This is a genomic window from Paenibacillus curdlanolyticus YK9 (genome assembly GCF_000179615.1).
GTDB classification, from domain to species: domain Bacteria; phylum Bacillota; class Bacilli; order Paenibacillales; family Paenibacillaceae; genus Paenibacillus_T; species Paenibacillus_T curdlanolyticus.
The window spans coordinates 79,850-106,294 of record NZ_AEDD01000014.1 but is presented as its reverse complement, the minus strand read 5'-3'; the positions used below and the strand labels follow the sequence as shown (position 1 = coordinate 106,294).

General features: G+C 52.0%; 27 protein-coding genes. 6 read left to right on the top strand and 21 right to left on the bottom strand.

Annotation, left to right across the window (positions count from 1 at the left end; translation table 11 throughout):
* Positions 1 to 53 precede the first annotated feature (53 nt).
* Positions 54 to 329, bottom strand: coding sequence for a hypothetical protein (locus PAECUDRAFT_RS22765; protein WP_006040522.1), 276 nt, complete (start codon positions 327 to 329; stop codon positions 54 to 56).
* Positions 329 to 1,534 (bottom strand): NAD(P)/FAD-dependent oxidoreductase, encoded by a 1,206-nt coding sequence (locus tag PAECUDRAFT_RS22760; protein WP_006040521.1) that lies wholly within the window; start codon positions 1,532 to 1,534, stop codon positions 329 to 331. The genes PAECUDRAFT_RS22765 and PAECUDRAFT_RS22760 overlap by 1 nt, the downstream gene beginning before the upstream one ends.
* Before the next feature lie 357 nt (positions 1,535 to 1,891).
* Here PAECUDRAFT_RS22760 and PAECUDRAFT_RS22755 point away from each other — a divergent pair, with 357 nt between their 5' ends.
* Positions 1,892 to 2,887 carry an NAD(P)/FAD-dependent oxidoreductase gene (locus tag PAECUDRAFT_RS22755; RefSeq protein WP_006040520.1) on the top strand — a complete coding sequence of 332 codons (996 nt, stop codon included), beginning with the start codon at positions 1,892 to 1,894 and terminating at the stop codon, positions 2,885 to 2,887.
* 327 nt (positions 2,888 to 3,214) lie between these two features.
* Here the strand turns inward: PAECUDRAFT_RS22755 and sda are convergent, their stop codons facing one another.
* The 7 genes from sda to erpA form a co-directional block, all read right to left on the bottom strand.
* Positions 3,215 to 3,358, bottom strand: a complete 144-nt coding sequence (sda, locus tag PAECUDRAFT_RS22745; protein ID WP_006040518.1) for a sporulation histidine kinase inhibitor Sda — start codon at positions 3,356 to 3,358, stop codon at positions 3,215 to 3,217.
* A gap of 292 nt (positions 3,359 to 3,650) precedes the next feature.
* Positions 3,651 to 4,322 (bottom strand): YheC/YheD family protein, encoded by a 672-nt coding sequence (locus PAECUDRAFT_RS22740; protein ID WP_006040517.1) that lies wholly within the window; start codon positions 4,320 to 4,322, stop codon positions 3,651 to 3,653.
* A 214-nt stretch (positions 4,323 to 4,536) separates the two neighbouring features.
* Positions 4,537 to 5,625, bottom strand: a complete 1,089-nt coding sequence (locus PAECUDRAFT_RS22735; protein ID WP_006040516.1) for an FAD-dependent monooxygenase — start codon at positions 5,623 to 5,625, stop codon at positions 4,537 to 4,539.
* Between the two features lie 181 nt (positions 5,626 to 5,806).
* Positions 5,807 to 6,334, bottom strand: coding sequence for a YecA family protein (locus PAECUDRAFT_RS22730; protein WP_006040515.1), 528 nt, complete (start codon positions 6,332 to 6,334; stop codon positions 5,807 to 5,809).
* A 914-nt stretch (positions 6,335 to 7,248) separates the two neighbouring features.
* Complete coding sequence (locus PAECUDRAFT_RS22725) at positions 7,249 to 7,809, bottom strand: NADPH-dependent FMN reductase (protein ID WP_006040514.1); 561 nt, start codon at positions 7,807 to 7,809, stop codon at positions 7,249 to 7,251.
* A 75-nt stretch (positions 7,810 to 7,884) separates the two neighbouring features.
* Entirely contained in the window at positions 7,885 to 8,322 is a 438-nt protein-coding gene (locus PAECUDRAFT_RS22720) for a nuclear transport factor 2 family protein (protein ID WP_006040513.1), read from the bottom strand.
* 319 nt (positions 8,323 to 8,641) lie between these two features.
* A complete protein-coding gene (erpA, locus tag PAECUDRAFT_RS22715) occupies positions 8,642 to 9,001 on the bottom strand; it encodes an iron-sulfur cluster insertion protein ErpA (protein WP_006040512.1) in 360 nt (119 codons plus the stop codon).
* Positions 9,002 to 9,408: 407 nt separating this feature from the next.
* On the opposite strand from erpA, the gene mqnE reads away from it, so the two are divergent.
* Positions 9,409 to 10,512, top strand: a complete 1,104-nt coding sequence (mqnE, locus tag PAECUDRAFT_RS22710; RefSeq protein WP_006040511.1) for an aminofutalosine synthase MqnE — start codon at positions 9,409 to 9,411, stop codon at positions 10,510 to 10,512.
* A 98-nt stretch (positions 10,513 to 10,610) separates the two neighbouring features.
* Positions 10,611 to 11,681 carry an NAD(P)/FAD-dependent oxidoreductase gene (locus PAECUDRAFT_RS22705; protein WP_040713993.1) on the top strand — a complete coding sequence of 357 codons (1,071 nt, stop codon included), beginning with the start codon at positions 10,611 to 10,613 and terminating at the stop codon, positions 11,679 to 11,681.
* An 8-nt stretch (positions 11,682 to 11,689) separates the two neighbouring features.
* Here the strand turns inward: PAECUDRAFT_RS22705 and PAECUDRAFT_RS22700 are convergent, their stop codons facing one another.
* Positions 11,690 to 11,959: a YuzB family protein gene (locus PAECUDRAFT_RS22700; RefSeq protein ID WP_040714043.1), complete on the bottom strand. Its 270-nt coding sequence runs from the start codon at positions 11,957 to 11,959 to the stop codon at positions 11,690 to 11,692.
* Between the two features lie 121 nt (positions 11,960 to 12,080).
* Here PAECUDRAFT_RS22700 and PAECUDRAFT_RS22695 point away from each other — a divergent pair, with 121 nt between their 5' ends.
* A complete protein-coding gene (locus tag PAECUDRAFT_RS22695; protein WP_006040508.1) occupies positions 12,081 to 12,326 on the top strand; it encodes a NifU family protein in 246 nt (81 codons plus the stop codon).
* Between the two features lie 103 nt (positions 12,327 to 12,429).
* Here PAECUDRAFT_RS22695 and PAECUDRAFT_RS22690 read toward each other — a convergent pair whose 3' ends face one another.
* The 11 genes from PAECUDRAFT_RS22690 to PAECUDRAFT_RS22640 form a co-directional block, all read right to left on the bottom strand.
* On the bottom strand, positions 12,430 to 13,128 hold the full coding sequence (locus tag PAECUDRAFT_RS22690) for a Cthe_2314 family HEPN domain-containing protein (RefSeq protein ID WP_233516809.1): 699 nt from the start codon (positions 13,126 to 13,128) through the stop codon (positions 12,430 to 12,432).
* A 42-nt stretch (positions 13,129 to 13,170) separates the two neighbouring features.
* Positions 13,171 to 14,094: a COX15/CtaA family protein gene (locus tag PAECUDRAFT_RS22685; protein WP_050794417.1), complete on the bottom strand. Its 924-nt coding sequence runs from the start codon at positions 14,092 to 14,094 to the stop codon at positions 13,171 to 13,173.
* Between the two features lie 244 nt (positions 14,095 to 14,338).
* Positions 14,339 to 14,689 carry a thioredoxin family protein gene (locus tag PAECUDRAFT_RS22680; RefSeq protein ID WP_324603695.1) on the bottom strand — a complete coding sequence of 117 codons (351 nt, stop codon included), beginning with the start codon at positions 14,687 to 14,689 and terminating at the stop codon, positions 14,339 to 14,341.
* Between the two features lie 31 nt (positions 14,690 to 14,720).
* Positions 14,721 to 16,307 (bottom strand): copper amine oxidase N-terminal domain-containing protein, encoded by a 1,587-nt coding sequence (locus PAECUDRAFT_RS22675; protein ID WP_006040504.1) that lies wholly within the window; start codon positions 16,305 to 16,307, stop codon positions 14,721 to 14,723.
* A 114-nt stretch (positions 16,308 to 16,421) separates the two neighbouring features.
* Positions 16,422 to 18,056 carry a putative polysaccharide biosynthesis protein gene (locus tag PAECUDRAFT_RS22670; protein WP_006040503.1) on the bottom strand — a complete coding sequence of 545 codons (1,635 nt, stop codon included), beginning with the start codon at positions 18,054 to 18,056 and terminating at the stop codon, positions 16,422 to 16,424.
* Between the two features lie 133 nt (positions 18,057 to 18,189).
* Positions 18,190 to 18,915 (bottom strand): ThuA domain-containing protein, encoded by a 726-nt coding sequence (locus tag PAECUDRAFT_RS22665; RefSeq protein ID WP_006040502.1) that lies wholly within the window; start codon positions 18,913 to 18,915, stop codon positions 18,190 to 18,192.
* Positions 18,916 to 18,936: 21 nt separating this feature from the next.
* Positions 18,937 to 19,416 carry a DUF456 domain-containing protein gene (locus PAECUDRAFT_RS22660; protein WP_085979488.1) on the bottom strand — a complete coding sequence of 160 codons (480 nt, stop codon included), beginning with the start codon at positions 19,414 to 19,416 and terminating at the stop codon, positions 18,937 to 18,939.
* Positions 19,417 to 19,418: 2 nt separating this feature from the next.
* On the bottom strand, positions 19,419 to 20,186 hold the full coding sequence (locus tag PAECUDRAFT_RS22655) for a Cof-type HAD-IIB family hydrolase (RefSeq protein WP_006040500.1): 768 nt from the start codon (positions 20,184 to 20,186) through the stop codon (positions 19,419 to 19,421).
* Between the two features lie 563 nt (positions 20,187 to 20,749).
* Positions 20,750 to 22,936 (bottom strand): peptidoglycan D,D-transpeptidase FtsI family protein, encoded by a 2,187-nt coding sequence (locus PAECUDRAFT_RS22650; protein ID WP_006040498.1) that lies wholly within the window; start codon positions 22,934 to 22,936, stop codon positions 20,750 to 20,752.
* Between the two features lie 130 nt (positions 22,937 to 23,066).
* Positions 23,067 to 24,257 carry a transglutaminase domain-containing protein gene (locus tag PAECUDRAFT_RS22645; RefSeq protein WP_006040497.1) on the bottom strand — a complete coding sequence of 397 codons (1,191 nt, stop codon included), beginning with the start codon at positions 24,255 to 24,257 and terminating at the stop codon, positions 23,067 to 23,069.
* Between the two features lie 41 nt (positions 24,258 to 24,298).
* Complete coding sequence (locus PAECUDRAFT_RS22640; protein WP_006040496.1) at positions 24,299 to 24,736, bottom strand: hypothetical protein; 438 nt, start codon at positions 24,734 to 24,736, stop codon at positions 24,299 to 24,301.
* Positions 24,737 to 24,909: 173 nt separating this feature from the next.
* Here PAECUDRAFT_RS22640 and PAECUDRAFT_RS22635 point away from each other — a divergent pair, with 173 nt between their 5' ends.
* Both PAECUDRAFT_RS22635 and PAECUDRAFT_RS26225 read left to right on the top strand, forming a co-directional pair.
* Complete coding sequence (locus tag PAECUDRAFT_RS22635; RefSeq protein WP_006040495.1) at positions 24,910 to 26,118, top strand: MFS transporter; 1,209 nt, start codon at positions 24,910 to 24,912, stop codon at positions 26,116 to 26,118.
* A gap of 120 nt (positions 26,119 to 26,238) precedes the next feature.
* Positions 26,239 to 26,367 carry a sporulation protein YjcZ gene (locus tag PAECUDRAFT_RS26225; RefSeq protein ID WP_199558786.1) on the top strand — a complete coding sequence of 43 codons (129 nt, stop codon included), beginning with the start codon at positions 26,239 to 26,241 and terminating at the stop codon, positions 26,365 to 26,367.
* Positions 26,368 to 26,445: the final 78 nt, after the last annotated feature.

Sequence of the window (26,445 nt, the reverse complement as noted above, 5' to 3'; positions counted from 1 at the left end):
GTTGTTGTAGTCATGTAGGTTCGTATCTTCTATGATTCAAACGTTTGCGTTCGTTAATCTTCGTCTTCGTCTTCCTCGTCCTCAAGCTCCATTGCGAGACGACGCTTCTCATCCAAATATTCAGCTGTGGCGCGGTCTCTTTCACGCCCTTTATCCTTCAACCGCTCAATTGCTGGCATAATGAGAATATCGATTTCCTTCTGCACCGTATAAGCAAGATCATACCTGCCCTGCGACTCAAGGAACGAGCCGACTTCCATTAAGGCATTGTATCGGTCGAGCTCCTCTCTCGTCAACAGACCGCGTACTTGTACGCTGCAATGACGCATTACAGGAACTTGCCTTTACGGAACACGAGCGGCAAGCCGCCGATAATGAACAGGTAACGAATATCGATTACTTTTTTCAGCCATGCTGCAACGCGGCCTTTATATTTCTTGCCGAATGCAATGCCGACAGCTTCGCCTTTGCCGAGCGATGCAACGGTGCCTTTGTTGCTGAACACAAACTTCTTCAGCGGCTGGTTGCGAATCGAAGCGACCAGATTATGCGCGCATACAACGCCCTGCTGCATAGCGATCTGAGCAGTTGGCGGGTATGGACGGCCATCTTCGTTGAACATCAGCGAGTTGTCGCCCACGATGTAAACATGGTCGCTGCCTGGCGCACGCAGATTGTCGTCGATTTTCACGCGGCCGCGCATCGTCTCGAAGCCCGCTTCCTCGATCAGTCGGTTGCCGCGAACGCCGCCAGACCAGATGACGGTCTGCGAACGGATTTCCTCCGCTGGCTCTTCGCCTTTTTGAACAACAACGCCGTCTTGGGAGCACGATTTGATCGCTGTGCCGATCTTGAACGTAACGCCCTTCTTGGTCAATACATTCATCGCGTATTCGACAAGCTCTGGATCGAAGCCCGGGAGTGCCGAAGGCCCCGCTTCTACGTTGTAGATTTTGACCATGTTAGGATCAACGTCGAACTCTCTGCACAGCTCTGGGATACGGTCCGCCAGCTCGCCGATGAACTCAATGCCCGTGAAGCCCGCGCCTCCGACAACAAATGTCAGGTAGTCCGTACGATGCGGCTCGCGTTTGAACCGGGCGAATTGATATTCGATGTGCTCGCGGATGAGGCGAACCGAGTTGATGCTGCGAATGTTCATTGCATTCTCCAACAAGCCTGGGATTCCGAATGTCTCTGGCTCGCCGCCAAGACCGATAACCAGGTAGTCGTAAGAAAGCGTTCCGTCCTCAAGAATAACCTTCTTGTCTTGCGGGCGAATTTGAACAACCGTCGATTTTACGAAATCGATTTTGAACTCGTCAATAAGTTTGGAAATGCTCACGCGGGCATTCTCTGGATTATCCGTACCTGCCGCAGGCATATGAAGATGAGTCGTTATATAGTGGTAGTCATGCTTGTTCACGAGCGTCACGTCGGCTTCGTTGTAATTCAACTGCTTTTGCAGACGAAGCGCCGTCAGTACGCCGCCGTAGCCAGCGCCCAAGATGACGATTTTCGGTATGTTACTCATGGTAGAATCCCTTCCTATCCGTTTGTTTTTATATGTCTGTAAGATTTATAATTAGACCGAATACACTTTGTGAAAAATTACACAAACCAAGCCTAAAAAATAAGGATCAATCTCCCGTTTGTCCGGTCAAAGTGCCTCTCCGAGGCTTGTCGACACGGCTTGTCGAACAAAACATTCATGAAGAATGATACATAGTTTTCACCAAAAGTTCAATAGTTATTTATACGAAAATGTTCGTCAGAAGTTCCAATTGGGCCGTTCCCCAACGCCCTAAAAACCGTCTATAATGAAAGAGGATCACGCACTTTGACGATGTAAGCGTAAGACAAAGTTCAGCTCCCGAAGGAGGTTCTCAATTTGTCTGATCTCGAGCTTCAACCTGTTGACATTGCAGTTATCGGCGGCGGGCCTGCGGGCATGTTCGCAGCATTCTATTGCGGCATGCGCCAAGCCTCAGTGACCATTATTGAAAGCATGCCTCAGCTTGGCGGCCAGTTGGCAGCCTTGTACCCAGAGAAGCACATCTATGATGTAGCAGGCTTCCCTTCCATTACGGCAGGCGAGCTTGTGAATCAGCTGCACAAGCAAATGGCCCATTTTGCTCCTAACATCCGCCTTGAGGAGAAGGTTGTCCAGGTCATTAAGCGCGATGAGCGATTATTCGAAATTCAGACGGACAAAACCGTCCACTATGCGAGAGCCGTTATCATAACCGCAGGCGTCGGCGCCTTCGAGCCGCGCAGGCTGGAGCTTCCCGAAGCTGCGCAATATGAGAAGCGTAATTTGCACTACTTCATTAATGATCTTCAGCAGTTTAAAGACAAACACGTTGTCATTAGCGGCGGCGGCGATTCCGCGGTCGATTGGGCGCTTATGCTGGAGCCGATCGCAAGCAGCGTTACGCTGGTTCATCGCCGCGACAAGTTCAGGGCGCATGAGCATAGCGTCGAGAACCTGTATCGATCTCAGGTACAGATTTCAACCCCCTATGAGATCGCTGCCCTGCAAGGGAGCGGCTCCATCGATCGCGTGGTGCTAGAGCATGTGAAGACGAAGGAACGAACCGAATTGGCGGCTGATGCCGTGATCGTGAACTTCGGGTTCATTTCCTCTCTTGGCCCGATTTCGGATTGGGGGATCGAGATTGAAGGCGGTTCGATCGTGGTCGACTCGCGGATGGAAACGAGCATTCCCGGCATTTTTGCAGCGGGGGATATTACGACTTATCCAGGCAAGCTGAAGCTGATTGCAGTCGGGTTCGGGGAAGCCCCAACTGCTGTGAACAACGCGAAGGTTTATTTGGATCCAAGCGCCAAGCTCTCTCCCGGGCACAGCAGTAATATGAAGCTATAAATGATGGAATAGAAAATAGGGTATCCTACCTTAGGAAAGGCGATATGAGCCGCCAAGGAGGATACCCTTATGCATGTGTGCGCAGTTTGCAACGGTCTACGTTTACTTGATGCACGCTGTCTGACATGTTCCGCCATAGCGGAGGATAACGGCAAAGCAAGTGACTGGATGGGACCTTATGCGCCTTATGAACCGATAGAAGTCGAGTATGCCGCTAATCAACAAGAAGCTGTGGCGTCATGCCGTCATGTCGCCTATTGTCCGTATTGCGTCAATACCTTCGAGGTAGCTGTTACGGAAGAAATGGATTAGAGGCCAGGTCATTCGTTACGCTCCTAAACGGTAGCTCTCTGGGTTGATCTGTCTGCGCATGATCTCTTCGCTGATCAGGCGAATAAATTCCTGGTCAAGATGCAATTGGATAGCCGCAAAATAGGTGTCCACAAGCAAGTCATCAGACAGCAACTCCATCTCCCACACTCCCTTCACGCGAGTTTCCTTTATTTCCTAACTCATATTAGCATGGGGCTAGGAACGGAACAAGCGTTCCGATTATCCACAACATGGTGTGTACAGCATGTGTACAGTGTGTGGGTATATGGAGAATCGCAAGGCATTGCAATGGGGAACATGTGGATAGTCTTATACACAGCCTATGGATAGCTTTTTTCCATAAAAAACTTTAATCGATCCGATTGGTTATAATTAGCATCTTATATCATAAAATGAGTAGTTTCGAGTAAAAACGGAGCAGGAATCCAGTTTATTGTGGTCGAGTATTGACTTCGAATATCCAGATTTTCCCGTTCCTGTCGATCCCATAATCGAAGCCCAGCTGTCCGATCCCCGGGAACTTTGATTCCAGCACTTGCGTTGCCGCAACAGTCAGCTGCCGCATCTCGCGCTTCTTGGAAGCTACGTGCCCGGAAGAAAGCGAGCGGCTGATGCCTTGCGCAGCCGTCATCAATGTTCCCCCACGGCATAAATTCGTTACGAACAGGCCTGGCTTAGCCAGCCTGCCCACCATTGAGCGATAGACCCAGCCCGTCTCTGTCTTCACATATTTCACGCGATAGTCGATCGGACGCCCTCCGATGGTTGCCAATCGAATGCCTTTCTGAATCAAATAGGGGCGCTTCTTCTTCACAGACGCCAGCGAAGCGAACAGTCCCTCAAAGCTGGAAAAACGGCTCGTTCTGGAATAGTAGCTGTGCGAGTAGCCGCTTCCATCCTTCTGTACCTTAATCACGCCGTGCCCGCCCGCTCCGCGCACCGGCTTGATGACCACCATGTCGTGGGCGTTAAGCATTGCACGCAAGTTGTCCGCCGAGTACATCCTGGTTGGCGGGATATGTGCAGCCAGCATGGAATGACCCAGCAGCGCGGCAGTTTTGGCCCATTTGCTGGCCAGCTGCCTTCCCTGCGATTCAACCATATCTATCGACTCCTTCTCCTATTCGTCATACGATAACATATGACCGAAAGACAGGTATCTCTTGGATGAATGACAGAAGGGGAATCGCCTGTTTTGGTAGCTGATAGAGTCGATTGCAAGACAAAGACATAGCGAACCCACTGCAAGGAGCGGCACGCAAATCAAAAGATCCCCTCGGCTGCGAGCAGCAAGGGGATCTAAACGCGCTGAATGCCTATATGCTAAAATTGCCTGCAAACGTTCGCTCCATCTCCATTTGGCGGTCCTGAAGCGCTTCAGTTGGCACGCGATTCGAGCGCTCGAAGGCGCTTAAGCGCTTCGCGCTCGTATCGCCTTCGGCTATTGCCTCAATAAGGACGCCTGCCAGCGTATCCGCATCGTTCAATGCGCAGTTCAAGCCGAAAGCGCCCGTTGGGCTCATCGTATGCGCCGCATCGCCCATTATGACGAGACCGTCCTTCACCCACGAATCCGCACGACTGCTGTGCACCTTCAACAGCACCATGTCGCGCCAGGATTGCAGATGAGCTCTAGCCGATGGCTCGAGATCCGGATAAGCTTTCACTAGCGTATCGACCAATCCGTCGATTGGCCCCGATTTCATGGCGGAGTAGGCGCCTTCCGGAATGCTCCAGCCAATTTGGACAAAGCCGCCTTGCTGCGTGAACAACGCCAGCTGAGCGCCTTCCGCAAGCGTCATCCGAATAACAGGCTCCCATCCAGCAGGAACTGGGATGCGTGCCCACAACAGATCATAGCCATGGCTCAGCACATCGGTCGGGATATTCGCCAGTTTGCGCACGGTCGAGTATCGTCCATCCGCGCCAACGACTACGCGGCTGCGCACGCTGAACGCGTCATCCCCCTTTTTGCCGCTTACGCCGCTAACAGCGCCTTGCTCGTCATACAAAAGCTGGTTAACGACTGCTCCTGTAAGCAGCTGTGCTTTGGGGTAGGCTTCTAGACGATCAAACAGCGCCTGCAGCAAATGCTTCTGCGGAACATGGATGCCCACATGCGCATGGCCCTCCTCTGGCGTAATGCTGCGGATAAGCTGGCCATGCTCCATATATTCGATGCGCTTCATAAGCAGAAGCCCTAATTTGGACACTGCCTCATATACGCCATGTTTACGTAAAATCCGTTCGCCATCCTCGTTCAGATGCTCGCCGCGAAATTCCTTGAATACGCTGGCGTGCCGTTCAAGCAGCGTCACCGAAAGACCCGCCTCCGCCAGCAAAATGGCTAACAGCGCCCCGCCTGGACCTGCCCCAACAATACATACATCCGATTGTAGTTCCATCTGTTATCGCCACCCGTTTTCATGATGTCCAAGGTCTTGCTTGTCCATTCGACCCTTAGTTACTAATAGTAAGTATAGGGTTGTACAAATCCATCGTCAATCGGCGGGTGGCTCGAAAGGAAAACAAACAGGCGGCTGCACGTATGCAATCCGCCTGTCCATTTGACCAATCTGAACGCCATTATGCCATTACCGGCACTCGCTCATCGTTCGGCTGTACGCCATTAGCAGCGCGCTCGCTGAAAAATTCGGTCAGTTCCTTATTGCGCTTCGACAGCGTCGTCGGTGATACGCCGTATTTGGCAGCAACCGCTTTTTGCGTTACTGGCACGTCATGCGCTTCGCTCATTAAGTATTCAACAGCTGCGCAATACGACTCCGGTTTGATCGCCGCTGAAATGTTGGTCTCGTCTGCGTAGCAATGCCATACCCACACCGCTCGTACGATGACATTCGGTTCGTATTCGCCATCCATTCGAGTAACCAGCAGCTCTGCCGCTTCCTGATCCTCTGGGCGTTTCCAGGAAAGCTCCGAGATCCATTTGTTCATGCCTTCAACCGTTACTGGAACAGCTGCAGCTGCTTTGGCCGCTTGATTCGCCTTCGCCGCTTGCTCCCTCGCTTGCGTTTGATCCTTCTCCATACAACAGCGTTTATATTTCAGGTTGCTTCCACATGGACAAGGCTCGTTTCTTCCTAACTTGTTCAAAACCAATCAACTCCTGAATATCGTTCATTACAAAATTCTATTATAGCGCAAAACTTCGGATCGCGCTTCCCAATTGGTAAAAATAGACGTTTTCTAAGTTTTTGTAAATGCCATGCATATCTCGAAGCGCACCTGAGCATCATACTAAGGACGGCGCGAAGAGAGGTGTAGCTCCATTGGACCATTTGGTGCAAGGACTGCAGGAGACTGAAGAAAAGTCACGAAGCTAAGGAAGCGAGGGGTTGTGTCGCAGAGTATCTCTGATTCACATGCGCTTGAAAAAGCGGTGCCCAAGTTAAGCTAACAAACGCGATGTGTTCCATTCGAAGACTCAAACAATCAACCGCCGTCAAAAGGAAGCCCTTAAAAAAGGCTTCCTTTTTCATACGCCGTTACTCTCTAACGGACCTCAGAGCCGCTATCCCCCTCCAAAAGTGCCTGTTGCAAATGTAACGGACTCCACAGCCATTATTTCGCCATTTTACTGCCACATAGTGACGATACTGGGCAAATAGCGTCAGTTCGGTCCGTTAAAACACAAATCGTTCTGGTTTAGGCCAAATAAGGGCTGCTCAGTCCGTTAAAGCTCCCAAGAATCAAGCTTCAAAATAAAATTTCGAGAACGATGTATAAAGGTATTGTAAACGGAGCATCATACTAAGGACGGTGCGAATGAGAGGTGTGGCTCCATTGGACTCACTTAAGGGTACAGGGAACACGGGAAGCATTTAATTGTCACGAAGCCAAGGAAGCGAGGGGTTGTGTCGCAGAGTATTCCTCTAGTCACACACGCTAACGCGTGCCCAAGAAAGCTAACAACGCAAAGTGTTTAATTTGATGAAACCAGTCAATCAAACCACCGTCAAGGAGGCCCGCGAGGGCCTCTTTATTTGTGTGCTTGTTTACTTGCTTGTTTACTTGCTTCCTTCCTCGCCGCCGCTGCCCGCATGCAGAAGTGCATCCAATACAGCATCGATCTGCTGCTGCAGCTCTTCGCTGACGATCTCTCCCTGCTGATTCAGCTTAAGCGAGATCTGCGGAATCATGATGGAGGCCTCCTCCACGATAATCGCATTAATCATGCGAAGCGTCAGCAGCAGCGAGGCATGCGCCTTATCTCCGCCCATGGGCGTTGGCGAGGCTGTGATCACCGCCGTTGGCTTGTTGACAAACTCCCCGGAAGATACGATCCAGTCGAGCGCATTTTTCAACGATCCAGGTACGCCATTCCCATACTCGGGCGAGCAAATGAGCACCGCATCCGTTTGCTTCAGCTGTGACCGTAAATCCTGAACAGACACAGGCCCCTCATCAAGGTCAATGTCCGGATTAAAATGCGGCAAATCCCCTACGCCACGGTAGACGCTAAACGTCATATTTTCCGGAGCTCTCTCCATAATGGCTTGCATAAGCGCTGAATTCGATGACTTCTGCCGAAGGCTTCCCGAAATCGCTAACACTTGAATGGGTTTCATGTTGCCACACCTCCACTTTTCTGTAACTAAAATGATAACAGATCAGAGGTGTCGCAGCAAGTAAATGGAAATTCGTTAACCCTTCAATCGTTCAGGAACCGGCTTCAGATCGTCTCCCCATACATTCCAGAAAAATTGATCCGCCACATGCTGGTCTGCTGCGAAGTTCTGCGCTGACTTAATCCGGCCATTCTCAATCGTGTAGACAAGCACCCAGTTCATATCCACTTTGTATTCGCCGTACTCGCCCCAGCCGCGATGCACATCCACGACATTATGCTCGCTCGCAGACAGCGATATAACCTCGGCCTTGAAGTTCGCCTTGGCAATCGTCGCAAAATATTGGATGATTTCGTCCGCACCCTTCTTCACACCAGCTAAAGGATGATGGCCAGGGATGATCCAAGTGACATCTTCAGCCAAAATATCTCGTTTCATCGTTTCCAAATCTCCGCTTCCATAACATTCGAAAAATCTGCTGATCAGCTCTAGATTCTTGTTTGCCTCTCCCATAAACACTCGTCCTCTCTGCGCTTCCTCTTATTTTTCTGCTCACATAAAAAAACTCCTAAGCTTGTGATGAGATTTCGTCACATTCTTAGGAGTGATTAGATCGTAATCTAAACCGCATTTTGAAGCAAGACCTACTTCTACGCATCAGTAAAATGATGCATACTAGGAAAATCCGTTTGATTTGCATACTTTGAAAATGCGTCTAACATAAATACCATATTCTCTCAATAGGACCGTCTTTTTGCAGCAAAAAAGCCCCTGGCAGTATGACGTCATCGTCATGCCTCCAGAGGCTTTACAAATACTTATCTCAATTCACTTAGCAAGGCTCTGCCGCAGGATTCCCCGCTTCTGTCGCCGTACGGAAGCTTGAACCGCAGCCGCATGTAGCAGTCGCGTTAGGATTGTGGATGGTGAAGCCGCCGCCCATCGCTGCGTCCTTCCAGTCGATCTCCAGACCGTTGAGGTACTTCACGCTGTCGCCGTCAACGACGACTTTCAAACCGTTCGCACTCAGCTCCTGATCGCCTTCATGCTGCTCATCGTCGAAGCCCATACCGTAGGAGAAGCCGCTGCAGCCGCCTTCCTTCACGCCTACGCGCAGGAACATGTTTGGCGTTTCCTCTGCTGCGAGCATTTCTTTGATTTTATCGACAGCCGTATCGCTAACTTTAATCACGGCAAACCCTCCTTCAAGTTCAAACATGTGTTTCATTTGCCCTTAGTATACTCCCTTTATTCCGTCCCCTCAAGGGGTCGATTGCCCATAACCGGACAAGAATGCCGTGTCCAGCAATCCCTTGGCTGCCATCTTGCACCTTGCTTACTTTTGTGGTTGCCGCTCCTTCCCGACAGGTTTATAATGAATAGAGTTGTTTTTTTGGGATGACCAAGTTCTTTTTTTCACAAACTTTGGCCAAGCCTGACTTGCTGCGGCGTCGCCAACATACAATAAGGCATACGGCACAGCATCGGCAGGCATTCCGTTGGAATGCCTTTATCGCGTGGTTTTCTTTTCTCGCTGCTGGTCAGCCGGGTCGCCTGCCGAACATAGACTTTAAGCAAGGGAAAGCGAGGGAAACGGTAATGAACATTGCGCTGCCAAACGATTTGAAGCGGATGCAAGAAATCACGGAAAAAGTACGCAACGGAGAGCGTCTGACGCTCGAGGATGGCGTTTTTTTGTACAATTCCGATGATCTGCTGACAATTGGCCAACTTGCAAACGAAGTCAATATGCGCAAGAATGGCCGCAAAGTGTACTTCATCGAGAACATGAGCCTTTACTTTACGAATGTATGCGAGGCGCACTGCGCTTTCTGCAACTTCCGCAAGGACGAGGGACAAGAAGGCTCCTACACGCTGTCCGGTCAGCAAATGATTGATTATGTGGATCAGCATTTCCACCCAGGCGTACGCGAGTTCCATATTGTTGGCGGACATAATCCGAATGTGCCGTTCCAATATTATGTCGATTCGCTTAAAGCGCTGAAGGAACGTTATCCGGAGGTTACATTAAAAGCTTATACAGCGGCGGAGATCGATTTCTTCTCGCGGATTAGCGGACTCACTTACACCGAGGTGCTGCAAGAGCTCATCAAGGCTGGCCTCGCTTCGCTTACGGGCGGCGGCGCCGAGATTTTGTCCGACCAGTACCGAAAGAAAATGAAGGTTACGAAAGCAGATGTCAGCCAGTACCTTCAAGTGCACCGCGCCGCTCACGAGCTTGGCCTCAAAACGCACACGACGATGCTGTACGGCTCAGTCGAGAGCAAGGAAGATCGCATCAACCATATGATCCAAATTCGCGAGCTGCAGGACGAGACGAACGGGTTCCTCGTATTCATCCCGCTGTCGATGCAGCCGATCAGCCCGAAAGCGAGCATTAAGCGCCGCAATTCGGCATTCGAGGATCTGAAGACGATTGCGATCAGCCGTCTGATGTTGGATAACTTCCAGCATATTAAAGCTTATTTCATTAACATCGGCCTCCAGTTGACGCAAGTAGCGCTCGCGATGGGCGCGAACGACGTGCATGGCACGATGGTGAAGGAGCGCATTAGCCATGCCGCCGGCGCCTTAACGCCGGAAGGCATCACGCGCGACGAGCTCGTCTGGCTCGTGAAGGGCGCAGGGCGCATTGCGATCGAGCGCGATACGCTGTATAACGAAATCCGCGTATACGACTAATCGCCGTACCGCGTTTTCTATTATTTTGGATTCATGAGCAAGGATACAGCAGGACAGACTAAAGGGTACAACACGGGATATGGGAATGGGTGCATATTATGAAACGAGTTGTGATTTTGGGTGGCGGCTATGGTGGTCAGGCCGTTGCGAATCAGTTAATTGAACACGGAGTTCCGAGCGATACCATTATTACGCTGATCGACCGGATGCCGTTTCAAGGTTTAAAAACAGAGTATTACGCGCTAGCGGCGGGAACGGTCAGCGACCTTGAGGTTCGTGTAGCGTTTCCTCGCGATCCGCGGCTTCTGCTCACTTATGGCGAAGTGCTCGACGTTGATCTGCAGCGTCAAGTCGTCATTATGGATGGCGACGGTGGAGAGATTGCGTACGATAACCTGGTCATCGCATTAGGCTGTACCGATAAGTTCCATGGCATTGTAGGCGCTGAGGAGTACGCATGCAGCATTCAAACGTTCTCTGCTACGCGGAAAACATACCAATTGCTGAATGACGTAAAGCCTAACGGTCAAGTGACGATTGTCGGGGGCGGTCTTAGCGGAGTAGAGGTTGCGGCGGAGCTGCGCGAGAGCCGGGGAGATTTGAACATCCGCATTTTGGACCGCGGGCCGAGCATTCTGTCTGCGTTCCCAGCTAAGCTGCAAGGCTATGTATCAGACTGGTTCCGCGAGCATGATGTTGAAATGCGCGGCAATGTCTCGCTAACACGCGTAGAGCCGGGCATGCTGTATGACGGCAATTGCACAGATCCGATCTACACGGACGAGACGGTTTGGACAGCAGGCATTCAGCCTGTCGAGCTCGTACAGCGAATGGATTTGCCTAAAGACCCGTCGGGAAGATTGATCATCAATGAATACCACCAGCTGCCGCAGCATACGAATGTGTACATCGTAGGCGACTGCGCTTCGCTCCCTTATGCCCCAAGCGGTCAAGCCGCAGGCGCACAAGGCAAGCAGGTTGCAGATGTTATCCATGCAATCTGGGAAGGCAAAACGCCAAAGCTTGGCAAGATCAAGCTAAAAGGCATGCTCGGATCGCTTGGCAAAAAAGCCGGCTTTGGCCTTATGGGTAAAACCGCGCTTATGGGCCGCGTGCCGCGCATGCTCAAAACAGGCGTGTTGTGGAAGTCCAAGCATCATATTGGCTAATGCACTTATTATAAATCATCGATGAGCTTGTCCAGCGCCTCGCGATGAGCGCGCTGCTCGCCCGTCATTCGTACGATCTCATCATAGAGTCGGTCCGCCGATTCAGCGGCTACAATCTCCCCGTCTACGAGCGCGAACGGAAACAGGTAGCATTCGCCACAGTTGCCAAGACAGCCGTACTCGATCACCTCGTAATCGGGATCTGCCTCTAGCCGCTTCATGATCCGATCGGTGCCGTGATGCATGTTGCTCGCACAAAATTCAATGATCGGTTTCAGCATTGCGGTACACCTCCATGTTTACTAAAAAAAATAAAGTGAATTTGGCCTTGCGAACGTTCAGGTCCATTTTCATTTGAATCGCTTTGTACTATAATAGGGGAGAAAGGAGTTGATTGCAATGAGCGAAACCAACCAATCGACGATGTACGACGAAGTATTGGACGTACTCGATAAACTGCGCCCGTTCCTTCAGCGCGATGGCGGCGACGTTGAACTGGTAGACGTAGAGGAAGGCATCGTAAAGCTCCGCCTGGTAGGCGCTTGCGGTAGCTGCCCAAGCTCGACTATCACGTTGAAAGCCGGTATTGAACGCGCACTGCTCGAAGAAGTAGAAGGCGTACAAGAGGTTGTACAGGTATTCTAATCGTCCTTCGCAGCATTAGATACGCACAATGCAAAGAGTCTTGTCCCCAGTCGGCTTAGCCGCTGATGTGACAAGACTCTTTTTTAAAAGCAATTTAATTGTTCTATTCGCAGCCCCATTGCTCACAGCAATACCGGTAGGATAGCTGGAGCGCCTCCAGCACAAGCTCCAGACCTAGCCTCAAATCGTCTGTCTGCAGTCTTATATTTTCTAACCTATGCGTTTCCTTGCCTTGATTATAGCTTTGAATCAAATCATCCTGCAGCTCGGAATTCATGTAATGAATCTCAACGTTACGGCGTTTGCGAAGCCGGTTCATCGGGTCTTTATACCGTTCCTTAATCTCATCGAGCGCCGCGCCTAATGCAGGATGCTTCTTATTTAGCCGCATATTCCGGAGTACGGTGAAGTAGGAGAACTGCGCCTTCATCCGTTCCGTCTCCAGCCCAAGCACATTGTTAAGCAGCGTCCCCAATTTGTCGAGCAAGGCGAACATGCGAATAAAGCCATTTTTATCAAAGAAGACGTAACGATGATAATCCAACTGCTCCTCTTCGGTCATCTCATGAACGGGCGCCCCCGTCAGCCTCTCTGCGAATCGGTTAGCTGCATAACAGCTCTGCTCCATCTCATCGATGGAACCGATTAAGCCGCGCGTCCATATTTCATACTTCCGAAGCTTATGCTCCGGATCGCCATCGGATTGAATATGGCGCTGCATGAGCTCAGCAAACGACCACATCTGATCAATCGCATCAGCCAACTGGCCTTCCGGTATGCGAGGCGGTTCCCCAAACATCATACGCAGCACACATTCATCCCCCTGTCGTCTAGCTCGCTTCGGTTAAAATTGCCTTCTGGCGCTCCAGCTGCGAATCACCATATCCAATATCATCGTAAATAAGCCCGAAATAATCAAATTGTGCAGCAAGCTCGTGAACACGAACCAATCCTCGTTCGTTAGCGTAAGCGTCAGCCAAGCGCCGCTGGCGATTTGCGCGACTACGAGTCCGAGCGTCCAAGCGCTCGATACGCGAAGCGCTTGCCCGCCTGCGCCGATTCGACGAATCGTAACGTATAGGTACAAGATTATAATAAACAAAATAACAGCAGCGATACGGTGCAAGAAGACCGGCAGCGTGGCGCCTTCGAGCTTCGGAACGAGTTGATCGTTGCATAACGGCCAGCCAATACAGCCGCCCGATGAATCGGTATGGCGGATATAAGCGCCCAGATAGACGACGCAGTAGCTGTAAATCGCCGTAAACAGCAGCAGCCCATGCAGCCGCTTCGGAACAGCGGAGGCGGATCCGAGCATCTCCCTGCCCTTGTTGAACCGATGAATCCATACGACCAGCAGCAGTGTAGCAGCGAAGGCCAGCAGCGATATGCCGAAGTGAATTGCCATTACGGCATCGGATTGCGGCCACATGACTGCAGCAGCCCCCATCAGCGCTTGTACGACTGTAAGAGCTAGTGCAGCGCTAGCATAAAACAAAGGTTCTTTATACTGTTTATGAATCAAAGCGTATAAGAACGTGACCAACGTCAGTATGCCGGCCAATCCGCTAATCAAGCGGTGTGAATACTCAATCAGCGATTCCAGCGTGTAGGCTGGAACGAATTGGCCATTGCAGAGCGGCCAATCATCTCCGCACCCTCGGCCGGAATTCGTATTCGTAACGAGTGCACCAGCGAGCAGGACGAGCAGCATGACAATACAGGAAGCGGTAGCTACCGCACGATAACGACTCGATATCACAATCATCACCCAGTTTCTAAATAGTTGTAAGCCATCATGACTTGAAATAATTACATTCATTATAGCCCTACGATTAATTGAAAGCTATGTCGAAAATGGGACACTTCCGCTCGCTCGTATCCGATAGCATGCGCGTTTCCTGCTCTTTTCATCGCCAACTACGAACGCATTAACACAATAAAGAAGCCCAGGCAACGGATCGGATTGCTCCGATGCCCGCCTAGGCTTCTTAAATCATGCTATACGCCGCTTATTCCTGCGGTAACGCCGCTGCGACTTCCACTGCGCGATCGAGGAATTGCTCGATCTCCTCGCGCGTTTTGCGCAGCTTATTCACGTACCGAATGACTTCTTTGCCGTCCTTGAATGCAATGAAGCTTGGAATGCCAAGAATGTTCAGCTCGCTGCACAGATCCGGCAGATCATCCCGATCGACCTCTACAAACTTGATGCGATCTGCGTAGAATTGCTCCACATCCGGCATGAACGGGTCGATGTAGTGGCAATCTGCGCACCAGGTTGTTTTGAATACCGCGATCGTTAGCCCTTCAGCGATGGTCTCGCGAAAAGCTTCATCCGTCATAATCTTAATCATGCGTATCCTCCTCCTGTAGTGCGGTGCGGCAATCTTCTTAAGAAACTTCGCGTTCCATTACGAAGATGTATTTGGTGCCGCCGCTTCCAATCCATTCGATTTTGGTGCCCAGCGCTTTGCCCAAGTCACGCGCAGCCGCGTAAGTCGTTCCGCCGATCGTCGTAACCGGGAAGGACCACGTTTGATTCTTGCCGTTAACCAGCACCTGTTTGTTGCCTTTGCGCATCACGATGCTTGTATTCTTAGCTGGATCAAAGAACGTCAGCTTGCCGTTGCTAAGCGAAAGCTTCGCGCCTAATTGATTCGCTACTTCGCGAATCGGCACTAGCGTAACGCCTGCAGGTGTAATGATTGGCGGATTGATCTCATCCCATACATAGAGCTCAACCGTTTGTTTGCCGATATGGAAATCGTTGCGCAAAAGGCCATAGATCGTGGACTTCGTATCGAACATGCGAAGCACTTCGTAGCCTTGCTTCTCTGCCAGCGCTTCAAGCGGCTGTGCCGAATTTTTCGTTGCGGTATCCACTTTGTCAGATACGACCGTGCCGTTCACGTTCCACATCTCTTGATCGACATTCAGAACGAAGCCTTCGAATGGAACGCCTGATTCCTCAAGGATCGACGCGTCCGGCTTGAACTTCGCTTCGAACGCCGTTTTACGAATATCGAACTTCGTATCGACATACAAATCTGCCTTGAGGTAGCTGTCTTTGTTAATTAGCTTCTTGTAGTCTTGTTCTTTCTCCGTATCGTTCATCACCGTGATGATGGAGCCGATTCCGGCCAGAATGTCATCTACCACTCCATTAATTTCTTCATCCGTCGGCTTCGTAACTGGCTCTTCGCTGTCTTCGCCTGCAATTGCTTGCAGCAGAGCCGGATCTTCCATCAACAGGTCAACTACGCCTACGATGAGCGTACGCAAGCCTTCACGGTCGCCTTGCAGCTGCCTCAGGTAAGTTTTAGCCCAAGACCATACTTGCGTTGCATCCATCTTCACGTTTACGTGCGCCAGCGTAAGCGTCTCGCCGTTCACGCTTGCTTGCGCCGGAGTGACGCTCAGGCCTTCCGGGTTAGGCATCGTGCCTACCAAGTATCCGCCCACTTGATCGATCAGCTTCTTGCCAAGCGCCGTTAATGACTCGTCCGAAACCGGTGCGGCATCACTCACTGGAGAAGTCAGCCCCAGCGCTTCGAATGCCGTCGTACCCGTCATATCGAGCAAGAACGGTTTCTTCGCGCCGTCCAATGTAATAACCGCCGAATCGCCATCTACGACCAAGCCGTATCCGACCGAGCGATTGCCGAGGGACAGGGCGCCTTTGGCCGACATGTGCTTCGCGTCTTGTACCTTCGCTTCATTCACTTGCAGTTTAATGTTGGAGAGAAGCGAAAGCAGCTTAGCTTCCTCTTCCGGAAGGTCCATATCATCAATTGCTTCTTCATTCGTTAGCAGTTGGAAGGAGACCGTAGATTTGCTCTCTACCGAATCCACCTTCAAGGCGTTTAGAATCACTTTGTTAAAATCGACGCCTGCAACCGCTTGGCAACCTGCTACTACAACAACTAGCGATGCTAACAAGAGCAGCGTCGCACGCTTCATACGTTTGGTCCACTTCAAAACCGGAAAACCCCTTTCACATGAAAGAATAATGAATAAATGGTTAATTACCACTCTCATTCTACCATGTGGAGATAGATTCCGGTGCGAAAATTATAAAATGGTTCGCGCGTCCTAACCTCTTGCCGAGGATGGAGCCAAACGCATCAACGGACGAAATATTTTGCGCAGCGGACCTGGGAACGAGCCTAGGTCTGACGGTTGAACAACGCGCAGCATAACGAGCAATACGACATATACAATGCCAGCGGCAATACCCGCAACACCGCAGCTGAACAGGTATGCCAGCTTATGCGGCAAGGTGTCGAATAGCATCGTCCGAATGCCATAATCGATGCCGTATCCGACAGCGCCCGTCGCAATGACTGCTGCGATGTACCCTGCCCATTTGCCACCCAGCGTCTGTATCGGCACAACTTGACGAATCGCGCGAAGGTTCAGCATCGTGACGACAATATAGCAAAGCGTTGAGCCGATAATCATGCCGTACATGCCGAGGACGGGCGCCAGCGCTACACTGGCAACGAGCTTCACGGCAATCCCGATTAACGTGTTGTACATCGGAATTCTAGGCTTGCCGAACCCGTATAGAATCGAATTGCTGGTCATCATCGAAATTTGGAAGATGGTCCCTGCCGTTAAGGCGGCGACGATCCCGCTCCCGAAAGCATTTTCGTAAATGAGCCCTGTTATCGATTGTGCCGCAACGGTCATGAGGAGCGCTGCCGGAACGCCCGTAAACACAACGATACGCATGACAAGCGAGGATTGGCGCTGCACCTCGTTCATGTTACGCGTCGTGAAGGCGGAGGAAATAATCGGAATGATCGAAGAGCTGAGCGCAATCGCCAGAATCGGCGGAATGCCAGCCAGCGAAACCGCTTTAAGGCTGAACGCGTCCAGTACCTTCTCGGCCTGTAATTCAGAGTAGAAATGACCGCTTAGCTGCACCAAAAACGAATTGTCGAACATATAGAGCAGATTGACCGTCATTGCGGTAACAACAATCGGCATCGACATCGTAAATATTTCTTTGTAAATGGAACGGAAAGGCAAGCTGGACTTCTCGAATCGCATGCGTCCCGCACGTACTTCCTCCGCATCCATCCTGCCCAGCTTTCGTCCATACCAGATCATGACGCCCAGTGCGGCAATGCCGCCGAACACGCTGCCTACCGATGCTGCGGCAGCAATCCAGCGGTCGCCCCAGCCCCAAGATACAACGACTAAGGCGAGTCCTACCCCAAGCAGAACGCGAACGATCTGTTCGACGATTTGTGAGATTCCGCCTGCAGCCATCATCTGCCGCCCTTGGAAGTAACCGCGCATCATCGCGATCGTCGGAAAGAGCAGCAGCGCTGGAGCAATCGCCTGAATCGATCTATCCGCCAGCGGAATATGGGAAACATGCGTGCTGTACCATGGCGCGATAAAGAATAGAATGGCTGCCATAACGACGCCTGCAATCGCGCCGAACAGCAGCGCCGCTTTATAGATGCGCTGGGCCTCCCCGGGCTTGCCGAGCGCATGACGCTCGGACACCATCTTGCTGATTGCGCTCGGAATGCCGCCCGTCGCGATAATTAGCAGCCACAAATACATCGTATTCGATAAGCCGAGCGCGGCGCCTCCCCCCGAGCCCATCATGTAGTCGAGCGGCACACGCTGGAAAATGCCCAGCACACGTGCTGCAAGAGCAGCAACAGCAAGAATAATCGTACCTTTAATTAATGAGTCCTTCTTGATCATAAAGGGTGCTTCGTCCTCTCCATCATTGCTTTCGCACAAAAAAGCAGCACATTCGCCCGTTCCTCCGGCAACAAAAGACCGGAAGACCAGGGGATTGTGCCGCCTGCTTCTGCATAGTAACCGTTATTTTATTTTACGCCTTGGCGCCGATTGGTTCAAGCGGCTGATGGTTGCCGCGAACCGGCGTTGCTGCGCCCGATGGAGCTGCCCATTGCACAGCGTTTTTGATCACTTGCAGCACCTCTGGGTTGTAATACGTCGGATATGTCTCGTGGCCTGGACGGAAGTAGAAGATTTTGCCTTGGCCGCGATAGAACGTGCAGCCGCTGCGGAATACTTCGCCGCCTTCGAACCAGCTGACGAATACGAGCTCGTCCGGTGCTGGAATGTCGAAGTGTTCGCCGTACATTTCTTCGTTTTCCAGCGTAATGTACTCTGGCAAGCCTGCTGCGATTGGATGCGCCGGGTTAACAACCCAAATGCGTTCTTTCTCGCCAGCTTCACGCCATTTCAGGTCGCAACCTGTGCCCATCAGTTTTTTGAAAATTTTGGAGAAGTGGCCGGAGTGAAGCACGATCAAGCCCATGCCGTCCATGACGCGTTGGTGAACACGGTCAACGATCGCATCCTCTACGCGGTCGTGGCCCATATGGCCCCACCAGATCAATACGTCGGTGTTCGCCAATACTTCTTCCGTCAGGCCATGCTCAGGCTGTACGAGCGTTGCCGTTTGAACTTGAACGGATTCGCTGCCGATGCCTTTTGCCAATGCTTGATGGATCCCGTCAGGATACACTGCGCGTACCTTTTCATTTTCAACCTCGTGCAAAAATTCATTCCAAATCGTAACTTTTACCATATCGATTATCGCTCCTCTAGATTAAATAAGCCAAATGACAAACAAAACGATCATGGTAAGCTGAAGCGCAAATTTCACGACTGTGCTGGTAAACAAGCCGACAACGGAGCCGAAGCCTACCTTCAGCGACTTGTTCCAATCCGAGCCTACATAAAGTTCGCCCAGCACAGCGCCAATTAGCGGACCGAGAATAAGGCCGAACGCCGGGATCACGAAAGGTCCGATCAGCACGCCTATCGTGCTTCCGATGACGGATGCCCGAGAGCCGCCGAACTTTTTGACCCCCCATGCATTAACGGCATAATCCGCGACGAACAAAACAATAACGATGATCGACTGGATCGCCCAGAACCAGAAGCCGAACGGACTGAAGCTGATACATAGCCCATAAACGAAAAATGCCGCATAAATCGCCAACGCTCCTGGCAATATCGGATAAATAGCTCCTGCCATGCCGATGACGAACAACGCAACTACAACAATCCAGCCGATGATCTCCAGCATTACAACGGTCCCTCATCGTTCAGAACGTACCGGCGAAGCAATTCGGCTACGCCATGCTCTTCGTTCGTGAACGTAACGACATCAGCCGCCGCTTTCACTTCGTCCTGCGCATTGCCCATCGCGACGCCGAGGCCGGCTTCACGGATTGCCGCAATATCGTTCAGGCTGTCTCCGGCCGCAACTGTCTGCGACATATCAATACCCAGCAGCTTGCACAGCTCGCGGAGCGCGGACGCTTTGTTAATGCCCAGCGGGTTCATCTCTAAGTTCCATGGCGAGGAATTCGTGATCTCAAGCGTTCCCCACGACGATACTTCCGAGAGAATCGCTTGGCGTGCAACGTCGTCCTCGGTATAGTAACCGAATTTCAGCCAATGATGTGCCGCATAGTAGTCCGCTGGCTCGATCCATTTTTCCTTGTTGTAAACATCGTTCGTTGAGTAAGCCCAGTACCAGACCTCTGGATGCCGAAGCGCAAGCTGATGCAGGCGCCGAATCGTTCCCGGATCGACGAGCGTCCGTTGATGCAGCACATGCGGCTTACGCCAAATCTCGCCTCCGTTGACCGTAATCATCGGGATGTCCATCAAGCCAAGCTGCTCTGCATAGGGCAGCGCGCTGCGGAACCCGCGGCCTGTCGAGAAGCATACGATTACGCCAGCGTCCATCGCCTTGCGAATCCACCGTTGGTTCGTCTCGCTAATTTCTTGCGTTTCATTCAACACCGTGCCGTCCATGTCAAGCGCTACTAATTTGTATGTACCCATTCCAGTATGCCTCCCATATCGGCGGAATTTCGCGGCTGCTCTCCTGCTGTGCCGCCCCGCTCTTTGCTTCCGATATTGTAGCATATTTCCTGAAGCGCACACATGGGCTATCGATGGGCTTTCGCCCTCGACTTTCGTCCACCCCTCAAGGCAAACGTTTGCGCAAATCTGTAAAGCAACACGTAAACGAAACGACTTCGCAAATGCGTACAAGCCTAATCCCCTTATGCTTACGCGCCTTACGGCTTACATTCATTATAGTTTGTTACGGACAATTGCGCTTCCCCGTGCATTGGTACGTTTTTATTGCATTTTGGTATAGAGGCCGAGTTATCGCCAAAAGTCGCCGTAGCATATAAGCGTTACGCTAAGAAACATCAACGTCATAATCCACCGTTTGATTGCGCCATTCCATCTTCCTCGCGTCTTCATCGCTTAGCGCCTCCTGCCCGAATTCCCTTTCTAGTTTATACATATGCAACAAACTTGCAGCAGTGCAACTTTTATATTCAAAAAAAGGCGCCGCCCTCTCTCATTGAAAAGGCGGCACCTCTCATTGCTGCTTACTGATGCGTCGTGCCAGCAGTGTTCGTTTTATTTGCATTCGCGTTAGCGTTCGTGCCCGTATTCGCAGCCCCGTTCGCTCCTGCAGCTCCGGTATTACTGCTGCCTGTATTAACAGGCGTTTTGACCGACGGGTTGCGAGGCGTGCCTGTCAGGCCGACCTCATCGTCGTACGCGTCGAAAATTTTCCGTGCAATCGGAGCAGCGCCCTTCGCGCCGAAGCCGCCCTCAGGGACGACGACTGCGACGGCGAGCACTGGGTTATTCGCTGGCGCATACGCGATAAACACCGCGTTATCGACCGTTTTGCCGCCGACGGATTGCTGGGATGTACCCGTTTTACTCGCATACGTGTAATTAACGCCTTCGAATGCGGCACTTACGTTAACGAGCCGCATGCCGTACTCAACCTCTTCCCAATACTTCTCCGGCATATCAACCGTATTGAGTATTTCCGGCTTGAAGCCTTGTACGATCTTGCCATCCGAATCCGTAATCTTATCGACGAACTGCGGCTTCATCCGCTTGCCTCGATTCGCAAGCATAGCTGTATACTGTGCCAACTGAAGCACCGTATATCTCGCCTGCTGGCCGAACGATGCACGAATGAGCGCGGATTGCGTACTTGCCGTTTCCGCTTCATGGTAGTACTCAATAATGCCTTCGTTCTCGAACGGCAGGTCGCTGCCGGTCTTCACGCCAAGGCCGAATTGCTTCATGTATTTATCCCATACATTAACGCCTTCGATACTCCCTTTGGCACTGTTCTTGTACTTATCGAACATCCTATTGCCGACCATCGCCGCCATGAACGGGTTGGAGGACTTGCCGATCGCGTGCGCGGGATCCAGCGTGCCGTAGGCATGGCCCAAGGCGTTACCGATTCTCACTTCGCTTCCTTTACGGCCGAAGTAGAATGACCCCGAATCCTGATAAGTCGTCGTAGTCGTGAACAGCTTTTCATTTAAACCGACCAGAATCGATAACGGCTTCTGGGTCGAGCCGAGCATGACCATCGACGGCGCATGCTTTCCAGCTTCCTTCTCATCCTCATAAGGAGCAAGAACGTCACGAATGGTGCCATTTTTGAGCATATAGAGACTGTTGTCATAATCCTCTGGACTAATCTTGCCGCCTGACCAAATGTTCGGATCGTAGTCCGGCATACTCGCCATGGCGACGACTTTACCCGTATTGACCTCCATCGCAACAGCGTAGCCGGTCTTCGGCTTCTGATTGATTTTAGTAATATCAGGGCTCGTCTTCAAATAAGCAAGATGATTAGTGATCGCATCTTCGGTCCGAATCTGGACTGCCTTATTGATCGTCAAATACAGGTCATTGCCCTTCTGCGGATTGGTGATTGTCGGCGGCCCGATAATTTTGCTTAGCGCATTCACCGGGAACACCTTCAGGCCGTTTTTGCCCCGCAGCTCGTCTTGATACATCAGCTCGATGCCATCCATGCCGACATCCTCTTGATCGAGGTACACGAGCTTCGGATCGGTCGTTTCTTCCTTCTTCTTCGCATAGAAGTCGAGCGAATTAACGGCGGAGTTGAATTTCTTCAGATAACCGACCAATTGGACGGAGATCGACCCTTTATCGTAATGGCGGACGCTCTCTTCTACAATATCAATGCCTGTGAACTGGTCGCGATTTTCCATAAAATAAGCAATTTCTTTGTTCGTCAGGTCAGACTTCACCCGGCGCGGCGTCGAAATATTATTTTTCTTGAAGCCGAGGTCGAGCTGACGCAGCACGTCGTCAGGCCCCATCTGTTTCGTCGGATCGCCGTACTGAGCGAAAATCGCTGACAGCTTCTCTGCGAACGGCCGCAAGCGCTCCTCGATTTCCTTCTGCTGCTCCTTCGGTGTGCTGTCCTTCTTCAGCTTGCGCCGAATGTCCGGATCAAGCTTGTAATAGAGGGACTGCGTTGACGTGGAATACGCGATCGGATACCCGGTCGAATCCAAAATGTTGCCCCGGATCGGCGGCAGCTTGATCGGAACAGTGCCGATCTTGTTCTCCTCCGCCTTCAGTGTCGGACCCTCCACAAACTGAAGAATCGAAAGCCGTACGATTAGGACGCTAAACAATAAGAAAATGATAAAAAAGAATGCGTTCAGCCGAAATGAAAAATGCCTCCGACTCGCGGCTTCACGTTTTTGCTGATCGTTGTGCATGATCTGCCTTTCTCCTCCTATTCCCCGTTAACGGATGTAATGTAGTCCATTCTCTCTCTTAGTCGTCTCTATGACGAGGGAGGGTCCCATAAAGTTTCTTTTTATTGCCTGCCCCTCCAAATAAAATGCGCTAAATATCCGGGATATGCGTCTGCGCAAAAGCTGGAGGATTAAACCAATCGCCCGAGATCGCCCATGTCGCATCCAGCGGCACCCATACAGGCTTCCCGTCCGTCCCTGCGATGCGCACTTCGTTCCATGCATGCGGTCCAGAGGTGCCGTCCCCCGTAATGCCTTCGCCGGTCACGACACGCACCTCCAACCCAACCGATCTCGCCATTACGGCATACAGCCGAGCCACATCGATACACACGCCGAGCCTAGTCTTGAACGTCTCGGCCGGCGTCTGTTCCTTCCACTGGCCCCGTTCTTCGTAATTGCGAGCCTTGTCCCAATCATAAGCGATTCGTGTGCCGATCCAACCGTAAAGCGCGCGTGCTTTCGTCTCGTCCGTGCTCGCGTCCTTGGTGACCGTCCGTGCTGCATCCGCTATGTTGTCCGGAATGGCATAATCAGCAATCTCATATTTGCGCTGAATAATCCGCTGCAGCTCGTCGCCGACCGCCTCTGTGAGGACCGGCCCGCGATCAGCCAGAAGCTGGCCCGCTACAGGCTCAAGTAAGCCAGACGAGGCTTCGCTGTATACATCCGAAGAGCGCACGACCTCCGTGAAAGGACCGTTCGGCGCCAGCGTGATGTACACGAATAACGCAGCGATCAGCAGCAGCGAGCGAACAGCGCCATGAACGGCTCCGATAGCCGCGCCAATAACACGACTGGCTGCCTTGCCTCCTGGCCAAGCTCGTTTCCCGTCATCCGAGAAATCCAGCACGGAACGCTTCTCCTTGGGCCGCGAGCCGAAACCAACGACAAACCGTTCGACCGGCGACACGAGAAAGCTTGCCAGCCAACGGAACAAGCCGTACAGAAGCAGCAGCAGCACCCCATATCGAAATAGCGCAAAATCTCGAAGGCTCGTCACAAAGGTATACCACATTTGCGCGAGCGTCCCCACTTCACGATCCGGCGGATGTACGCCCTCCAGCCAATGCGCTGCTCTGGCCGAGAGCATTGCTGCCGCCTTAGCCGCCAGCGCAAGGCAACCGAGCATGAGCAAGCCGTCCCATACAAAAAAGAAAAGACGCTTCGCGGAGCCCGATGCGCCTTTGACAAGCCCTTGCACGAGCGAACCGAGCAGCAGCGCCAGCACCGCTAACGCCACCGGTTCGAACGTCGTTATTCCCTCTATCCAATCTGCCATCCTAATCGCTCCTCTCGCCAGCGACGGACGGGCAGGCTGCTTTATCCGTTATTCTTCGCTGTATCGATCAACGTCCGAATCGTCTCGTCGATTTTCCATGTGCCGATCTTCGCGCCGCGGAATTTCACTTCCACTTCGTTGTCGTTCGGCTTGCCTGTCAATTCCAAGTTATTCGTCTTTACCGTGAACGTACCGTCGCCGTTGCTCGTATACGTTGCTGCACTCGCCTCGCCAGCCATCGCTTGAATCGCTTCCTGCTTCACGCTGTCCGTCACTTTCGTGCCGATGGACTTCACGTCCTCCAGCGTATAACCGCTGTACGCAATGACGCCAATGACGATCGCAGCGACCAGCGCCCATTTCACAATCGTCCGAACGATGCCAATCACGACAAACAATGCAACTAGCGCAAGTACAAGCACGAGCCAATTATCTTGGAAAAACGTCGTCCACGTTTGCTCGTCATAAATAAAATCCATGATCCGCGCATCCCCCTTATTATACCTTGCCACTGTCAACATATCAAAACTCTATTCCCATTATAGCCGAGGATATGCACGGGGTAAACGTTCACGCAGCGGACAGGCGGCATAACCCGTCCGAATCAAGCGTACAAGTTAATATACAGCTACTTAACCGAAGGAGGGCTACCGTGAAAACAGCCGTATGGCTTTATTTGTTTCTGTTTATCGCTTTCTTTGATCTGCACGCGCAATATCCGATTCTCACGCCGTTCGCCGTCTCGCTCGGCGCTGCCCCTTCCTTCATCGGACTCATGATGGGCATCTACTCCATTACGCATTTGCCCGGCAATCTGATTGCCGGGTTCGGCGTAGACCGGTTCGGCAGCCGCCTGTTCATTATCGTCAGTCTCATGTGCGCCGGCGTTATCCTGCTGCTGCAAGCGCATATCGCCAACCCTTGGCAGTTGCTCGCGCTGCGATCGGTCAGTGGCTTCGTGCTCGCCTTTCTGTCTCCTGCCTGCATGTCGCTGCTCGCGCGGATTGCTACAGACCGCATTCAACAAGGCAAGTTGATGGCCGGCAACGGCCTCATCCATACGTTCGCCTCTGTGTTCTCGCCAGCCGCAGGAGCGCTTCTCGTCGCTCAGATTGGCTTTACAAGGGCATTCGAATGCCTCGGCTGGCTGCTCATCACGACAGCGACCTGCGCGATCTTTTTCATCCATGATGTCAAAAACAAACCGCGTGCGATGGATTCGCTGGACGAGGCCCTTCCCCATTCCGGTGCTCATCACGGCCGCCATGCAAGTCCAAGGTCTGACTCATCTGCAGCAAAGCCTGCGGCACTGCCGCTCCCTTGGTCGGTTTATGTACTGCCGATTGCGACTAGCTGCGCCCAAGGCATTCTCTCGTTCGAGCTCCCGTTAATGGCAGGCGTGCATGGCGGCCATTCCATCATGGAAACGGGCATTTTATTCTCCATCGTCAGCTTCGGGGCACTCGTGACGCTGAGCATGTTTTTCTTAAACAAGCTGTCGCCATACCTGCGCACCTTATGGGGAGCCGTCATGCTCGCCTTCCTGTACTTTGCCATCGCTGTCGGCGTACCGCTGCCGATGGCGACAATGCTCTTCATGCTCGGCATGGCCAAAGGGATCATTCTCCCGGCGCTGCCTTCCCTGCTTATCGACCTTAGCGGCGGAGAACGCTACGGACGCACGTTCTCGCTGCTCTCTATTGCTTATTCCATCGGCGCATTCATCGGACCGATGGCGGCCGGCATGCTGCGTGACGTCGTCTCGCCTTATTATTTGGCCTTCCTGGTTCTTATGGTCGCCGCAGCGATTTTACCGTTCCATGGCTCGCGAACCATCACCGCTCGCACCCATTTTTCTTGAATCTGGGTGAATGCACAGGGCACGCCCCCTCCGCTTACATACTATACATTGTGTCACGGGATGACAGCCATCACGGCAGTGCTCGTGACCCTCATGAACGGAAAAGGGGTGACAATATAAATGAACTATGTTGATCCAGCAAGCAAAGGCTGCGGACACGGCCACGTTGGCGGTCTGTGGACATCCACTGGCGTGATTCTCGTACTGTTCATCCTCCTCGTAATCGTGTTCTCCGGCTGCTTCTGCTAATAAAATAATTGCCCCTTCAACCAGCCCGCTGCCGATGCAGCGGGCTGGTTTTGGCTTTGCGTATCCGCAGCCGCATCA

Excerpts from the sequence above, each read along its gene's own strand:
- PAECUDRAFT_RS22765 (WP_006040522.1), bottom strand. The coding sequence starts at position 329 with ATGCGTCATTGCAGCGTACAAGTACGCGGTCTGTTGACGAGAGAGGAG.
- PAECUDRAFT_RS22760 (WP_006040521.1), bottom strand. The coding sequence starts at position 1,534 with ATGAGTAACATACCGAAAATCGTCATCTTGGGCGCTGGCTACGGCGGC.
- sda (WP_006040518.1), bottom strand. The coding sequence starts at position 3,358 with ATGGAGTTGCTGTCTGATGACTTGCTTGTGGACACCTATTTTGCGGCT.
- PAECUDRAFT_RS22740 (WP_006040517.1), bottom strand. The coding sequence starts at position 4,322 with ATGGTTGAATCGCAGGGAAGGCAGCTGGCCAGCAAATGGGCCAAAACT.
- PAECUDRAFT_RS22735 (WP_006040516.1), bottom strand. The coding sequence starts at position 5,625 with ATGGAACTACAATCGGATGTATGTATTGTTGGGGCAGGTCCAGGCGGG.
- PAECUDRAFT_RS22725 (WP_006040514.1), bottom strand. The coding sequence starts at position 7,809 with ATGAAACCCATTCAAGTGTTAGCGATTTCGGGAAGCCTTCGGCAGAAG.
- PAECUDRAFT_RS22720 (WP_006040513.1), bottom strand. The coding sequence starts at position 8,322 with ATGGGAGAGGCAAACAAGAATCTAGAGCTGATCAGCAGATTTTTCGAA.
- mqnE (WP_006040511.1), top strand. The coding sequence starts at position 9,409 with ATGAACATTGCGCTGCCAAACGATTTGAAGCGGATGCAAGAAATCACG.
- PAECUDRAFT_RS22705 (WP_040713993.1), top strand. The coding sequence starts at position 10,611 with ATGAAACGAGTTGTGATTTTGGGTGGCGGCTATGGTGGTCAGGCCGTT.
- PAECUDRAFT_RS22695 (WP_006040508.1), top strand. The coding sequence starts at position 12,081 with ATGAGCGAAACCAACCAATCGACGATGTACGACGAAGTATTGGACGTA.
- PAECUDRAFT_RS22690 (WP_233516809.1), bottom strand. The coding sequence starts at position 13,128 with ATGATGTTTGGGGAACCGCCTCGCATACCGGAAGGCCAGTTGGCTGAT.
- PAECUDRAFT_RS22685 (WP_050794417.1), bottom strand. The coding sequence starts at position 14,094 with ATGATTGTGATATCGAGTCGTTATCGTGCGGTAGCTACCGCTTCCTGT.
- PAECUDRAFT_RS22670 (WP_006040503.1), bottom strand. The coding sequence starts at position 18,056 with ATGATCAAGAAGGACTCATTAATTAAAGGTACGATTATTCTTGCTGTT.
- PAECUDRAFT_RS22665 (WP_006040502.1), bottom strand. The coding sequence starts at position 18,915 with ATGGTAAAAGTTACGATTTGGAATGAATTTTTGCACGAGGTTGAAAAT.
- PAECUDRAFT_RS22655 (WP_006040500.1), bottom strand. The coding sequence starts at position 20,186 with ATGGGTACATACAAATTAGTAGCGCTTGACATGGACGGCACGGTGTTG.
- PAECUDRAFT_RS22650 (WP_006040498.1), bottom strand. The coding sequence starts at position 22,936 with ATGCACAACGATCAGCAAAAACGTGAAGCCGCGAGTCGGAGGCATTTT.
- PAECUDRAFT_RS22645 (WP_006040497.1), bottom strand. The coding sequence starts at position 24,257 with ATGGCAGATTGGATAGAGGGAATAACGACGTTCGAACCGGTGGCGTTA.
- PAECUDRAFT_RS22640 (WP_006040496.1), bottom strand. The coding sequence starts at position 24,736 with ATGGATTTTATTTATGACGAGCAAACGTGGACGACGTTTTTCCAAGAT.
- PAECUDRAFT_RS26225 (WP_199558786.1), top strand. The coding sequence starts at position 26,239 with ATGAACTATGTTGATCCAGCAAGCAAAGGCTGCGGACACGGCCACGTT.